The sequence below is a fragment of the Dactylosporangium sp. NPDC049525 genome (assembly GCF_040676755.1).
Taxonomy (GTDB): domain Bacteria; phylum Actinomycetota; class Actinomycetes; order Mycobacteriales; family Micromonosporaceae; genus Dactylosporangium.
Map to the genome: position 1 here is coordinate 117,523 of NZ_JBFAPO010000003.1, position 14,228 is coordinate 131,750.

Annotated in this window: 10 protein-coding genes and 1 tRNA gene; 4 read left to right on the forward strand and 7 right to left on the reverse strand. The window is 67.9% G+C overall.

Translation table 11 applies throughout. The features are described 5' to 3' along the window. Window positions 1–24: 24 nt before the first annotated feature. On the forward strand, window positions 25–2,178 hold the full coding sequence (gene uvrB, locus AB0K00_RS07225; RefSeq protein ID WP_363516743.1) for an excinuclease ABC subunit UvrB: 2,154 nt from the start codon (window positions 25–27) through the stop codon (window positions 2,176–2,178). A gap of 67 nt (window positions 2,179–2,245) precedes the next feature. On the opposite strand, the gene rpsA is transcribed toward uvrB, so the two are convergent. Continuing rightward, the gene (gene rpsA / locus AB0K00_RS07230; RefSeq protein WP_363516746.1) at window positions 2,246–3,751 is read right to left on the reverse strand and encodes a 30S ribosomal protein S1; all 1,506 of its coding nucleotides are present in this window, start codon (window positions 3,749–3,751) and stop codon (window positions 2,246–2,248) included. Window positions 3,752–4,006: 255 nt separating this feature from the next. On the opposite strand from rpsA, the gene AB0K00_RS07235 reads away from it, so the two are divergent. After that, entirely contained in the window at window positions 4,007–4,816 is an 810-nt protein-coding gene (locus AB0K00_RS07235; protein ID WP_363516749.1) for a class I SAM-dependent methyltransferase, read from the forward strand. A 40-nt stretch (window positions 4,817–4,856) separates the two neighbouring features. Here AB0K00_RS07235 and polA read toward each other — a convergent pair whose 3' ends face one another. After that, window positions 4,857–7,547, reverse strand: a complete 2,691-nt coding sequence (gene polA / locus AB0K00_RS07240; RefSeq protein ID WP_363516752.1) for a DNA polymerase I — start codon at window positions 7,545–7,547, stop codon at window positions 4,857–4,859. A 259-nt stretch (window positions 7,548–7,806) separates the two neighbouring features. On the opposite strand from polA, the gene AB0K00_RS07245 reads away from it, so the two are divergent. Beyond that, the gene (locus AB0K00_RS07245) at window positions 7,807–9,063 is read left to right on the forward strand and encodes an ABC transporter substrate-binding protein (RefSeq protein WP_363516755.1); all 1,257 of its coding nucleotides are present in this window, start codon (window positions 7,807–7,809) and stop codon (window positions 9,061–9,063) included. 141 nt (window positions 9,064–9,204) lie between these two features. Here AB0K00_RS07245 and AB0K00_RS07250 read toward each other — a convergent pair whose 3' ends face one another. From AB0K00_RS07250 to AB0K00_RS07270, 5 genes are all read right to left on the reverse strand, one after another. Further along, entirely contained in the window at window positions 9,205–10,008 is an 804-nt protein-coding gene (locus tag AB0K00_RS07250) for an ABC transporter ATP-binding protein (RefSeq protein WP_363516758.1), read from the reverse strand. Continuing rightward, complete coding sequence (locus AB0K00_RS07255; protein WP_363516760.1) at window positions 10,005–10,991, reverse strand: ABC transporter ATP-binding protein; 987 nt, start codon at window positions 10,989–10,991, stop codon at window positions 10,005–10,007. The genes AB0K00_RS07250 and AB0K00_RS07255 overlap by 4 nt, the downstream gene beginning before the upstream one ends. Continuing rightward, window positions 10,981–11,952: a branched-chain amino acid ABC transporter permease gene (locus AB0K00_RS07260; RefSeq protein ID WP_363516763.1), complete on the reverse strand. Its 972-nt coding sequence runs from the start codon at window positions 11,950–11,952 to the stop codon at window positions 10,981–10,983. The genes AB0K00_RS07255 and AB0K00_RS07260 overlap by 11 nt, the downstream gene beginning before the upstream one ends. Before the next feature lie 34 nt (window positions 11,953–11,986). Continuing rightward, window positions 11,987–13,288, reverse strand: a complete 1,302-nt coding sequence (locus AB0K00_RS07265; RefSeq protein WP_363516766.1) for a branched-chain amino acid ABC transporter permease — start codon at window positions 13,286–13,288, stop codon at window positions 11,987–11,989. 153 nt (window positions 13,289–13,441) lie between these two features. After that, complete coding sequence (locus AB0K00_RS07270) at window positions 13,442–14,053, reverse strand: response regulator (RefSeq protein ID WP_363516769.1); 612 nt, start codon at window positions 14,051–14,053, stop codon at window positions 13,442–13,444. Window positions 14,054–14,149: 96 nt separating this feature from the next. Here AB0K00_RS07270 and AB0K00_RS07275 point away from each other — a divergent pair. Next, window positions 14,150–14,223 (forward strand) — tRNA-Leu (locus AB0K00_RS07275). Window positions 14,224–14,228: the final 5 nt, after the last annotated feature.

Sequence of the window (14,228 nt, forward strand, 5' to 3'; positions counted from 1 at the left end):
ATACCCTCCGCGTACGGTTGGGTCATGGCGCTCGACATCCCCCGCTTGGACAACCGCTTCGAGGTGGTCAGCGAATACGTCCCGTCCGGTGACCAGCCCACCGCCATCGAGCAGTTGGCGCGGCGCGTGCGGGCCGGCGACCGGCACTCGGTGCTGCTCGGCGCGACCGGCACCGGCAAGAGCGCGACGACCGCGTGGCTCATCGAGCGGCTCCAGCGCCCGACGCTCGTGCTCGCCCACAACAAGACCCTGGCGGCGCAGCTGGCCACGGAGTTCCGCAGCCTCATGCCCAACAACGCGGTCGAATACTTCGTCAGCTACTACGACTACTACCAGCCCGAGGCCTACATCCCCCAGACCGACACCTATATCGAGAAGGACTCGTCGGTCAACGAGGAGGTCGAGCGGCTGCGGCACTCCGCGACGATGAGCCTGCTGACCCGTCGCGACGTCATCGTGGTCGCGACCGTGTCCGCGATCTACGGTCTGGGCACGCCGGAGGAGTATCTGGACCGGGCCGCGAAGGTGACCGTCGGCGAGGAGCTCGAGCGGGACAAGCTGCTGCGCCGGCTGGTCGACATCCAGTACACGCGCAACGATCTCGCGTTCAACCGTGGCACGTTCCGGGTCCGCGGCGACACGCTCGAGATCATCCCGGCCTATGAGGAGCTCGCGATCCGCATCGAGTTCTTCGGCGACGAGATCGAGCGCTTGTCCTATCTGCACCCGTTGACCGGCGACGAGATCCGCCAGGTCGACCAGCTGATGATCTTCCCGGCGACGCACTACGGCGGCGGCCCGGAGCGCATGGAGCGGGCGATCTCGCAGATCGAGGTCGAGCTGGAGGAGCGGCTCGCCGAGCTCGACCGCGAGGGCAAGCTCCTGGAGGCGCAGCGGCTGCGCATGCGCACCACCTATGACATCGAGATGATGCGCCAGGTCGGCTTCTGCAACGGCATCGAGAACTACTCCCGGCACATCGACGGCCGCGAGGCCGGCAGCCCGCCGCACTGCCTGCTCGACTACTTCCCCGACGACTTCCTCACCGTCATCGACGAGTCGCACGCCACGGTCCCGCAGATCGGCGGCATGTATGAGGGCGACGCCTCCCGGAAGCGGACGCTGGTCGAGCACGGGTTCCGGCTGCCGAGCGCGCAGGACAACCGGCCGCTGCGCTTCGACGAGTTCGAGGAGCGGGTCGGCCAGACCGTCTACCTGTCGGCGACCCCGGGCCCATGGGAGCTCGGCCGCACCCAGGGCGAGTTCGTCGAGCAGGTCATCCGCCCGACCGGCCTCGTCGACCCGCAGGTCGTCCTCAAGCCGACCAAGGGTCAGATCGACGATCTCATGCACGAGATCAACCAGCGGGTCGACCTCGACGAGCGGATCCTGGTCACGACCCTGACCAAGAAGATGGCCGAGGACCTCACCGACTATCTGCTGGAGCACGGCATCCGCGTGCGCTACCTGCACTCCGAGGTCGACACCCTGCGCCGGGTCGAGCTGCTGCGCGAGCTGCGCCGCGGCGAGTTCGACGTCCTCGTCGGCATCAACCTGCTCCGTGAGGGCCTCGACCTGCCCGAGGTGAGTCTCGTGGCGATCCTCGACGCCGACAAGGAGGGATTCCTGCGCTCCGGCACCAGCCTCATCCAGACCATCGGCCGCGCCGCGCGAAACGTCTCCGGCCAGGTCCACATGTATGCCGACAAGATGACCCCGTCGATGGCGCTGGCGATCTCCGAGACCAACCGGCGGCGTGACAAGCAGATCGCGTACAACACCGCCCGCGGCATCGACCCGCAGCCGCTGCGCAAGAAGCTCGGCGACATCCTCGACGACATCTACCGCGAGGCCGAGGACACCGCCGGCGCCGTCGGCGGGCACGGGCCGGGCGGCGCCATCACCGTCGGCGGCGGCCGCCAGATGAGCCGCGGCAAGTCCCCCGAGAACACCCGGGCCCGCCAGAAGGGCGGCGGCACCAAGGGCTCCGCCGGCGCCGCCACCCCCGCCCGCGCGGGCATGGCCAGGGCCGAGCTCGCAACCCTGATCCAGGACCTCAACGACCAGATGCTCGGCGCGGCCCGCGAGCTGCAGTTCGAGCTCGCCGCCCGCCTCCGTGACGAGGTCTCCGAACTGAAGAAGGAGCTCCGCGCCATGGACGTGGCCGGCGTCAAGTAGCCGCGAACGAGAGAAAGGCCCCGCAGCCGGAACCGGCTGCGGGGCCTTTCTTATGTTGTGCGAGCCGTCAGCTCTTGCCGCCGGCCAGCTTCTCGCGCAGGGCGGCCAGGGCCTCGTCCGTCGCGAGGGTGCCTGCCGGCTCCTCCGGGGCGCGGGCCGCGGTCGGGGTCGACGAGGTCACCGGGCCGGTGCTCGTCGAGCCACCTGCCGCGGCTGCGGCGGCGGGCTCGGCGGCGTCGGCCTGGCGGGCCGTCTGCACCTGCTTGGTGTGCGCCTCCCAGCGCTGGCGGGCCTCAGCGTACTGCTGCTCCCACGCCTCACGCTGCTTCTCGAAGCCCGACATCCACTCGGCGGTCTCCGGGTCGAAGCCCTCCGGGTAGATGTAGTTGCCCTGCTCGTCGTAGGTGGCAGACATGCCGTAGAGGGTCGGGTCGAAGTGCTCCTCGCCCTCGACGAAGCCCTCGTTGGCCTGCTTGAGCGAGAGCGAGATCCGGCGGCGCTCGAGGTCGATGTCGATGACCTTGACCATGACGTCGGAGCCGACCTGCACGACCTGCTCGGGGATCTCCACGTGGCGCTCGGCCAGCTCGGAGATGTGCACCAGGCCCTCGATGCCGTCGTCGACGCGGACGAACGCGCCGAACGGGACGAGCTTCGTGACCTTGCCCGGGACGATCTGCTGGATCGCGTGGGTGCGGGCGAACTGGCGCCACGGGTCTTCCTGGGTCGCCTTCAGCGACAGGGAGACGCGCTCACGGTCCAGGTCGACGTCGAGCACCTCGACCTCGACCTCCTGGCCGACCTCAACCACCTCAGAGGGGTGGTCGATGTGCTTCCAGGACAGCTCGGACACGTGCACCAGGCCGTCGACGCCACCGAGATCGACGAACGCGCCGAAGTTGACGATCGAGGACACGACGCCCTTGCGGACCTGGCCCTTCTGCAGCTTGTGCAGGAACTCGGTGCGCACCTCGGACTGCGTCTGCTCGAGGTAGGCCCGGCGGGACAGGACCACGTTGTTGCGGTTCTTGTCCAGCTCGATGATCTTCGCCTCGAGCTCGCGGCCCACGTAGGGCTGCAGGTCGCGGACCCGACGCATCTCGACCAGGGACGCCGGCAGGAAGCCACGGAGTCCGATGTCGAGGATGAGACCACCCTTGACCACCTCGATGACGGAACCGCGAACGATGCCGTCGTCTTCCTTGATCTTCTCGATCGTGCCCCACGCCCGCTCGTACTGCGCGCGCTTCTTCGAGAGGATCAGGCGCCCTTCCTTGTCCTCCTTCTGAAGGACCAGGGCCTCGATGTGGTCACCGACCGACACGACCTCAGCAGGGTCGACATCATGCTTGATCGACAACTCGCGCGAGGGGATGACACCCTCGGTCTTGTAGCCGATGTCGAGCAGGACCTCGTCCCGGTCGACCTTGACGACGGTGCCTTCGACGATGTCGCCGTCGTTGAAGTACTTGATGGTCTCGTCGATCGCGGCGAGGAACGCCTCATCGGACGCGAGTTCGTCGACGACCTTGTTGCTGCTGGCGCTCGAGGTGGCCTCGATGCTGCTCGTCATGTGGGTTGTTGCTCCGGTCGGTGGGTGACTTCGGTGGACCTGCGCTCCCGCGGACCATCGTCGGCACAACCCGCCTGTCGCAGTGCAGGATCAGTGCATTGGAAGCTCAGGATGTGTGGACGACCGTGAGCCTGCTCCATGCCGAGGCGCACAACCCACGAGTGCACCGATCAGCCTACCCTGCGCAATACCACATGGTCCAACCCTCCCCCAGACCCGATCCGCCGACTTTCGTGGGGCCTACCGTTGCAGTCCATGGAAACGTCACCAGACGCAAGCGTCACACGACGCGCAGTGAACCCCGCCGAGAGCCGCCGCGCGAGCCGGGGCTGGTGGGACGCCGACGCCGACGCCTACCAGGCCGAACACGGCGCGTTCCTCGGTGACGTCGACTTCGTCTGGTGCCCGGAGGGCCTGCGGGAGGCGGACGCGCGCCTGCTCGGCGACGTGGCCGGCAAGGACGTCCTGGAGATCGGCTGCGGCGCCGCGTCGTGCTCCCGCTGGCTGCGGACGCAGGGCGCGAGGGTCGTCGCCAGCGACCTGTCGGCCGGGATGCTGCGCCACGCGAGCGCCGGATCCACCCGATCGGGTGTACCTGTGCCGTTGCTGCAGGCCGACGCCACCGCCCTGCCGTTCGCCCACGGCGTATTCGACATCGTGTGCACCGCCTTCGGGGCCGTGCCGTTCGTCGCCGACTCGGGCCGGGTCATGCGTGAGGTGTTCCGCGTCCTGCGTCCCGGCGGCCGCTGGGCGTTCTCGATCACCCATCCGATGCGCTGGGTGTTCCTCGACGACCCGGGTGAGGGCGGGCTGGTCGCCGTGCACTCGTACTTCGACCGCCGCGCCTACGTCGAGGAGGACGAGGCGCACGTCCCGACCTACGTGGAGCAGCACCGCACGCTCGGTGACCGCATCCGTGAGCTCGTCGCCGCCGGCTTCGTCCTCGAGGACCTGATCGAGCCGGAGTGGCCCGAGGACCACAAGGGCACGTGGGGCCAGTGGAGCCCGCTGCGCGGCAGGATCTTCCCCGGCACGGCGATCTTCGTCGCCACCAAGCCGGCCTGACCGCGCAGCGGGAAAGTCGCGGGGAACAGCGGGACCCGGGTCAGTGGTCGGCGGCGTTCCAGTCGCTGCCGGCACCGACCGAGACGCCGAGGGGGACGTCGAGCGGGTAGGCGTCGCCCATCTGCTCGCGCACCAGCGCCTCGACGGTCGCGTGCTCGCCGGGGGCGACCTCGAAGACCAGCTCGTCGTGGACCTGCAGCAGCATGCGGGAGCGCAGGCCGGCGGCGCGCAGCGCGGTGTCGACGTGCAGCATGGCGACCTTGATGATGTCGGCGGCGGAGCCCTGGATCGGCGCGTTCAGGGCCATCCGCTCCGCCATCTCGCGGCGCTGCCGGTTGTCGCTGTTGAGGTCCGGCAGGTAGCGGCGGCGACCCAGGACCGTCTCGGTGTAGCCGTCGCGGCGGGCCTGCACGACGATCTGGCGCAGGTAGTCGCGGACCCCGCCGAACGTGGCGAAATACTCCTCCATGAGGACGGTGGCCTCGGCGGGGGTGATGCCGAGCTGCGCGGCGAGCCCATAGGAGGACAGGCCATAGGCCAGGCCGTAGTTCATCGCCTTGATCTTGCGGCGCTGGTCGGGGACGACCTCCTCGGCGGGGATCGAGAAGACCGAGGACGCGGTGGCGGCGTGGAAGTCGAAGCCGGAGTTGAACGCCTGGATCAGCGCCTCGTCCTTCGACAGGTGGGCCATGATCCGCATCTCGATCTGGCTGTAGTCGGCGGTGAGGAGGGTTTCGAAGCCCGCGCCGACGATGAAGGCGCGGCGGATCTGCCGGCCCTCCTCGGTGCGGATCGGGATGTTCTGCAGGTTGGGGTCGGTGCTGGACAGCCGCCCGGTGGCCGCGACGGTCTGGAAGTAGGTGGTGTGGATGCGGCCGTCGTCGCTGATCGACTTCAGCAGGCCGTCGACGGTGGTCTTGAGCTTGGCCACGTCCCGGTGCCGCAGCAGGTGCGCGAGCAGCGGGTGCTCGGTCTGCTTGTGCAGGTTGGTCAGCGCCTCGGCGTCGGTGGTGTAGCCGGTCTTGATCCGCTTGGTCTTCGGCAGGCCGAGCTCGTTGAACAGGATCTCCTGCAGCTGCTTGGGCGAGCCGAGGTTGAACTCGCGGCCGATCACCTCATAGGCGCCCTGGGCGGCGGCCTTGACGTCGGCGGCAAACTTCGACTCCAGCTCGCTGAGATAGTCGGAGTCGGCGGCGATGCCGACCCGCTCCATCTCGGCCAGGACCGTGACCAGTGGCAGCTCGACCTCGGCGAGCAGCCGGGCGGAGGAGTCACCGTCGCGGCGCAGCTCCTCGGCGATCGCCTCGGCGAGGTCGAGGGTGGCGCGGGCGCGGAGCATGAGGTTCTCCTCCGCCTCCCCGGTGTTGCCGCCCAGCCCGTCCAGCGCGAGCTGGCCGTTGTCCGGGGTGTCGACCCGCAGCTCGCGCTTGAGATAGCGCAGGGCCAGGTCGGTGAGCTCATAGGAGCGCTGGTCGGGGCGGGCCAGATACGCCTCGAGGGCGGTGTCGCTGGCGACGCCCTGCAGGTCCCAGCCGCGGGCGCCGAACGCCAGCCGGGCGGGCTTCACGTCGTGCAGGACCTTGAGCCGGTCGGCGGCGCCGAGCCACTCCCCCACGGCGGCGTCGTCGGCGGCGTCGAGCTCGGTCGGGTCGAACCAGGCCGCCGGGCCGCCCGCGACCGCAAGGCCGATGCCGGTGACCTCGCCGGCGCCGCGGCCGAACTTGCCGGCGACGGCGACGCCGACCCGGGTGCCGGCCGGCGCGTGCTCGGTGAGCCAGTCGCCGACGCCCTCGCGCAGGACGCTGCCGGCCAGGTCGAAGCCGCTCTCGGCCTCCGGCTCGACGGCGTCGAGATACTGGTAGAGCCGGTCACGCAGGATCCGGAACTCAAGGGCGTCGAAGACCTGGTGGACCGCCTCGCGGTCCCAGCCGCGCCAGTGCAGCTCGGCGGGGGTGACCGGCAGGTCCAGGTCGTCGACCAGGCCGTTGAGCTCATAGTTGCGCATGACCTCGGCGAGGTGGGCGCGCACGCTCTCCCCGGCCTTGCCCTTGATCTCGTCGACCCGGGCGATGATCCCGTCGAGGTCGCCGAACTGCAGGATCCACTTCGCGGCGGTCTTGTCGCCGACGCCGGGGACGCCGGAGAGGTTGTCGCTGTCCTCGCCGACGAGGGCGGCCTTCGCCCGGTAGAGCGACGGCGGGATGCCATAGCGCTCCTCGACCTTGGCGGGCGTCATGCGGTCCATCTCGGAGACCCCGCGCTTGAGATAGAGCACCGTGACCAGGTCGGTGACCAGCTGGAACGCGTCGCGGTCGCCGGTGATGATCGAGGTCGGGATGCCCTCCGCGACGGCTTCGCGGGCGATCGTGGCGATCACGTCGTCGGCCTCATAGCCCGGCTTCTCGATGAAGGGGATCCGCAGCGCGTTGAGGACCTCCTTGATCAGGTCGAGCTGGCCGGAGAACTCCGGCCGGGTCGTGGACCGGTTGGCCTTGTATTCCGCATACTTCTCCAGGCGGAAGGTCTGGCGTGACACATCGAAGGCGACCGCCACGTGCGTGGGCTTCTCGTCCCGCAACATGTTGATCAACATCGACGTGAAGCCGAAGACGGCGTTGGTCACCTGCCCCGTCTTGGTGGAGAAGTTCTCCACCGGGAGGGCGAAGAACGCCCGGTAGGCGAGGGAGTGCCCGTCGAGCAGCAGGAGCCTGGTGTCTGTTGAACCCGTCACACTGTCGAGCCTAGTCCGAGGGTATGACACTTCCCGGCACAGGACCCCGCAGAGGATCCTGCAGAGGACCCCGCACTGTGACGCGACAAAGTGATTCCCGCGACGGTTGCGAACAGGAAGATTACGACTGCGCAACTTCCTAGGCGTGTTGCCCCGAAGCCCTAGTGCCAGCCCAGGAGTTTCATTAGGTTCTGGCTTCATCAGCGTCTTGGCATCTAGGCGCAACCACGCCTACCGCGCTGTAAAAAGGAGACAGGTGATGATCCGCCCCAACCTCGCATGGCGCTCGGTCGCCGTGCTGAGCGCTGCCGTCCTGGCACTCAGTGCATGCGGTGACGATGCAGATAGCCCGAGCACGAGCGCGACCACCGGCGGTGCTACCCCCGGTGACGGCGTGCTGAAGATCGGCACGATCCTGCCGCAGACCGGTTCGCTGGCCTTCCTCGGCCCCCCGGAGTTCGCCGGCGTCGACGTCGCGATCAAGGAGATCAACGCCAACGGTGGCGTCCTGGGCAAGCCCGTCACGATCCAGCACATGGACTCGGGCGACACCTCCACGGACATCGCCACCCAGTCGGTGAACAAGCTGCTCACCGACAAGACCGACGTCATCATCGGTGCTGCCTCGTCGTCCGTCTCGCTGTCCGTGATCGACAAGATCACCGGCGCGGGCGTGGTTCAGATCTCGCCGGCCAACACCTCGACGGCGCTGACCACCTACAACGACAAGGGCCTCTACTTCCGGACCGCGCCGCCGGACACGCTGCAGGGCCGCGTCCTCGGCGACCTGATCGTCCAGGACGGCAACGCCACCACCGGCATGCTGGTCCTCAACGACTCCTACGGCACCGGCCTCGCCGAGAACGCCAAGGCGGAGATCGAGAGCGGCGGCGGCAAGGTCGCCGTGTCGGTGACCTACGACCCCAAGGCTGCGGACTTCTCGGCCGACGTGGCGAAGATCAAGGCGGCCAACCCGGACGCCATCGCGATCATCGGCTTCGACGAGACCAAGAAGATCGTCCCCAAGCTGATCGAGGCCGGCCTCAAGACCAAGAAGTGGTACTTCGTGGACGGCAACATCGCCGACTACTCGAAGGACTTCGCTCCCGGCACGCTGAAGGGCTTCAAGGGCACCCAGCCCGGCGCCGCGACCAAGGACGACTTCAAGAAGCGCGCCCTTGAGATCAACAAGGACCTCAAGGACTGGAACTACGCCGTCGAGTCCTACGACGCCACCATGCTCGCGGCCCTCGCGGCCATCGAGGCCGGCAGCGACAACCCGGGCGAGATCGCGAAGCACCTGGGCACCGTGTCCAAGGGCGGCGAGAAGTGCACGGACTTCAAGTCCTGCGCCGACCTGCTCAAGGCCAAGAAGGACATCGACTACGACGGCCTGAGCGGCCCGATCTCCTTCAACGACGCCGGTGACCCGGCCGAGGCCACCATCGGGGTCTACACCTACGACGAGAACAACAAGCTCACGTCGGACGTGAAGTACCAGACCGGCAAGATCTGATCTGAATAGCGAAAAGGCCCCCACCGCCGACGGCGGTGGGGGCCTTTTTTCACGCCCGTGATCGGGCAAAGAGAAATCCCGCGCCCCCCGAACGGGGAACGCGGGATTTCAGCGGGCTCACAACCCGACAAAAACGTTGGTTCAGGCGCGGGCGAGGGTGCCCAGATACAACTCGATGACCCGGGGGTCGTTGATGAGATCCTGTCCTGAGGCGGTGTACGCGTTACGGCCCTGATCGAGCACGTAACCCCGGTCGCAGATCTGCAGGCACCGGCGGGCGTTCTGCTCGACCATCACGACCGTCACGCCGGTCGAGTTGATCTGCTTGGTCCGGAAGAACACCTCGTCCTGCAACGCCGGCGAGAGACCCGCTGAGGGCTCGTCCAGCAGCAGCACGGTCGGCTCCATCATGAGCGCCCGGGCCATGGCGACCATCTGCCGCTCACCGCCGGACATGAGCCCGGCCCGCTGCTTGCGCCGCTCGGCCAGGGTCGGGAACAGCTGGGTGACGAAGTCGAAGCGCTCCTTGTAGCGCTTCGGCTTCAGGAACGTGCCCATCTGCAGGTTCTCTTCGATGGTCAGCGCCGCGAACACGTTGTTGTTCTGGGGCACGAAGCCGATGCCCCGCTCCACCAGTCCGTGCGCCTTGAGGTTGGTGATGTTCTCCCCGCGCAGGGTCACCTGACCCGAGCGGACGTTGACCAGGCCGAACATGGCTTTCAGGAGGGTCGACTTGCCGGCGCCGTTGGGGCCGATGATGCCCACCAGCTCGCCGTCGTGCACGTACAGGTCAGCGCCGTTGAGGATGTTGACGCCGGGCAGGTAGCCCGCGACGACGTCGTCGGCCCGCAGGACCGCCCCGTCGGCGTGCGCCAGGTGGTCGCCGCGGTCGACGATCTCGTTGCTGACCGGGACGTCGTCCTCGATCGGATCGGGATCGGTCATGCGGGCCCCCTCTTGCCGTCGTCGGTCTCGTCATGCTGCAGCTCGTCGACGGCCCCGATCAGTGTCACGCCGTCGCCCTCCTCGAGGTCGCCCGCGTCCACCTCCTCGCCGCCGACGGTCTTGACCGCGCCGTCGTGGTGCGCGCCGAGGTAGGCGTCGATCACGCGCGGGTCGGCCATGACCTTGTCCGGGGTGCCCTCGGCGATGACGCCGCCCTGCCCCATGACGATGATCCAGTCGCTGATGTCGTGGACCATGTCCATGTCGTGCTCGACGAACAGCACGGTCATGCCGTCCTCGCGCAGCTGCTTGACGTGGCCGAGCAGCGACTGCGTCAGCGCCGGGTTGACCCCGGCCATCGGCTCGTCGAGCATCACCATCTCCGGCTGGACCATCAGGGCCCGGGCCATCTCGAGGAGCTTGCGCTGGCCGCCGGAGAGGCTGCCGGCGAAGTCATCCCGCTTGGCGATGAGCTTGAACCGGGTCAGCAAGTCCTCGGCGCGGGCGGTGATCTCGGCTTCCTGCTGTTTCCAGGTGCCGGGCAGCAGCGCCCGCCAGAAGGTCTCGCCGCGCTGCCCGGTGGCGCCGAGCCGCATGTTGTCGATGACCTTGAGCTTGGACAGGGCCTTCGTGAGTTGGAAGGTGCGCACCATGCCGGAGCGCGCGACCTTGTGCGCGGCCACCCCGGACAGCGACTTGCCGTTGAACGTCCAGCTGCCCTCGTCCGGCGCGTCGAAGCCGGTGAGCAGGTTGAAGAACGTCGTCTTGCCGGCGCCGTTGGGGCCGATCAGCGCCGTGATGGAGCCACGCTGGACCTCGACGTGCTTGACGTCGACCGCGGTGAGGCCGCCGAAGCGGCGGATCACGTTGTCGGCGACGAGGATCGGGTCCGGCTTCGGGACGCCGGGCTCGCACGGCAGGCCGGCCAGGGCCTGCACGGCTCGCGTCCGGGCGGCCCGGTCGGGCTTGTTCTCAACGTCCATCGAGCATGACCTCCCTCTTGTCGCCGAAGATGCCCTGCGGCCGGTAGATCAGCAGCAGGATGAGGCCCAGACCGACCAGGATGTACCGGACGGAGCCGGCCTGCGAGGTGGTCATGAACCACTCCGGGAAGACCTTGTTGTTGGAGGCCTCGCTCAGGGTCGAGTCGATGAAGACCAGCAGGACCCAGAAGATCATCGAGCCGACGACCGGGCCGAAGACCCGGGCCGCGCCGCCGAGGATCACGATGGTGTACGCGAAGAAGGTGAACTCCGTGCCGTACGTGTCCGGCTGGACCGCGGCGCGGTCGAGGGCGAAGACGAAACCGCCGAGGGCACCGATGACACCGCCGATGACCAGCGACTGCATCTTGTAGGAGAACACGTTCTTGCCGAGGCTGCGCACGGCGTCCTCGTCCTCGCGGATGGCCTTCAGCACCCGGCCCCAGGGGCTGCTCATGAGCAGGTAGACCACGAGGCAGCTGAGCAGCACGAGGATCCAGCCGACAACCAGGACCCACAGCTCACGGTCGGTGAACGTGATGAGCCCCAGGTCGAGGCCTTTGCTCCCGCCGAACGGATTGAGGGCGTAGAAGTCGCCGGAGAAGCTCTGCAGGCCGTCCGAGGCTCCCGTCCACTTGCGCAGGTCGGTGGCGCGGTAGAAGAGCCGGATGATCTCGGCCGCGGCGATCGTGACGATGGCCAGATAGTCCGCGCGCAGGCGCAGCGTCGGGATACCGAGCAGCAGCGCAAGGACCACGGCCGCGACCAGGCCGATCAGGACACCGAGCCAGAGCGGCAGGTCGAAGGTGGCGACCGTGATCGCGATGCCGTAGGCGCCGACGCCGACGAAGGCGGACTGGCCGAAGTTGAGCAGTCCAGTGTAGCCGAAGTGGACGTTGAGCCCGATGGCCGCGAGGGCGTAGGCAATAGTCGTGGAACCGATGATCGATTCCAGCGACACGCTGAAAATACTGTGCCAGTTCATCGTCGTCCCCTCAGCCGATCCGAGCCCGACGACCGAGGATGCCCTGCGGCCGGAAGAGCAGGATCACGATCAGCACCGCGAGGGCGCCCACGGTCTTCAACTCGGTCGGGATCCACAGCGTGGAGATCTGGATGAACAACCCGATGACCAGGCTGCCGAGCAGCGCGCCCCAGGCCGTGCCGAAGCCGCCGAGGGTCACCGCCGCGAAAATGAGCAGCAGGATCTGGAAGCCCATCTGATAGCCGACGCCCTGGAAGGCACCGAGGATCACGCCGCTGAGCGCGGCGAGGCCGCCGCCGATCGTCCACACGAGGCGGATGATGCGGTCGACGTTGATGCCGGACGCGGCGGCCAGAGCCGGGTTGTCGGCGACCGCGCGGGTCGCCTTGCCCAGCCGGGTGCCGACCAGCGCGAAGGACACCGCCGCGAGGACGACGAGGGCGACGCCGTCGGCGATCAGGTTCTTCGGCGCGATCAGGAACGGCCCGTACTGCACGCCCGCCTGGGCGTTGTAGTCGGCGAAGTTGCGCGACTCGCCGCCGAAGAAGTACAGGAAGACGTACCGCACCAGCAGCGACAGGCCGATCGAGATGATCATCGTGGTCACCAGGTTGGTGCGGCGCTTGCGCAGCCAGCCCCAGAACGCGCGGTCCTGGAAGTAGCCCATGGCGGCGCCGATGGCCACCGAGATGATCCCGGACAGCACCAGCGGCATGCCGATCGTCACGTTGAACAGGAACGTGACGAGCCCGCCGAAGGTGACCATCTCGCCATGGGCGAAGTTGGTCAGACCGGTGGTGCCGAAGATCAGGGAGATGCCGAGCGCCGCAAGCGCGATGATCAGCGAGAAGTGCAGGCCGGAGTACAGCAGGTCGGCGAACCGGTCGAACGACGAGCCTCCCCCGCTGTCGTTCGTGCCGGGCTGGTTGCCGCCGATGGTGGTGCCGGCCGGGCCGAGCGGGAACAGCACGTTACGGAGCTGCCCCTCCGCCACGGTGACGGTGGGCAGCACGGGCCGGTTGTTGGTGAGCCCGACCCCGGAGGGCAGCGACGCCACATCGAGTTCCACCTTGTAGGTGCCCGGACCGGTTACCGGAATACTCCACTTGCCCTGCTCGTCGGAAGTGTTCTCACCGGCGGGCGCGCCGTCCTGGGTAGACGCTTTGATCTTGACGCCGGCGACCGGAGCGCCGTTGTTCGTCAACGTCCCCTGCAGCGCTTCGCCTTCGGCCCACGCGCTTGTGGCGCCCAGACCGAAGGACAGCATCAGGCAGGCCAGGAAGGCCGTGAGCATGATCACGGCTCTACGCAATGGTGCTCCTCGAATAACTTATGGCGGCAATCCGTCCCGACCCTCGGGACTGGCGGATCATAGCCCGCCCTACAAGCCAATTGCGCGCTGTTACCAAGCCGTTATTCGACCCTGGGCTTCACGTGCCCAGACGTGCCGTGCGCAGGTAAAAGGTCAGGACTCCGGGGTTACGGTGCTGTTACCGCCGGCGGTTTCCGCGATGATCCGATCGGCCACTTCGCGCATGGTCATTCGGTGGTCCATCGCGGTGCGCTGAATCCATTTGAACGCCTGCGGCTCGTTCATCGAGTAGGTCGCCATCAGCTGCCCCTTGGCCCGCTCGACGACCTTGCGGGTCTCGAGCCGGTCGGTCAGCGTGGCGACCTCCTCCTCGAGCACCGCCAGCTCCGCGAACCGCGACACCGCGATCTCCACGGCCGGCACCAGGTCGCTCTTCTGGAAGGGCTTCACCAGATAGGCCATGGCGCCCGCGGCGCGGGCCCGCTCGACCAGGTCACGCTGGCTGAACGCGGTGAGGATGACGACCGGCGCGAGGCGGGCGCCGGCGATCTTCTCCGCGGCGGCCAGACCATCCATGATCGGCATTTTGATGTCCATGATGACCAGGTCGGGCTTGAGCTCCTCAGCGAGACCGACGGCGGTCTCGCCGTCGCCGGCCTCGCCGACCACGTCGTAGCCCTCCTCGACGAGCATCTCCCGCAGGTCGAGGCGGATGAGCGCCTCGTCTTCCGCGATGAGCACCCGGCGGCTCTGTGCCTCGGCCACGCGCAACTCCCGATCCGACTCGACTGGACAGCCTGATACGGCTGACGGCGGTTACCGCCGCGATCAGACTAGTGGGTACTCTGATGCGGCGTACTCGTCCCGGTATCCCAATCGGCAGAGGAACGGAGCTCAAACCTCCGACAGTGTGGGTTCGAATCCCACCCGGGGCACACGT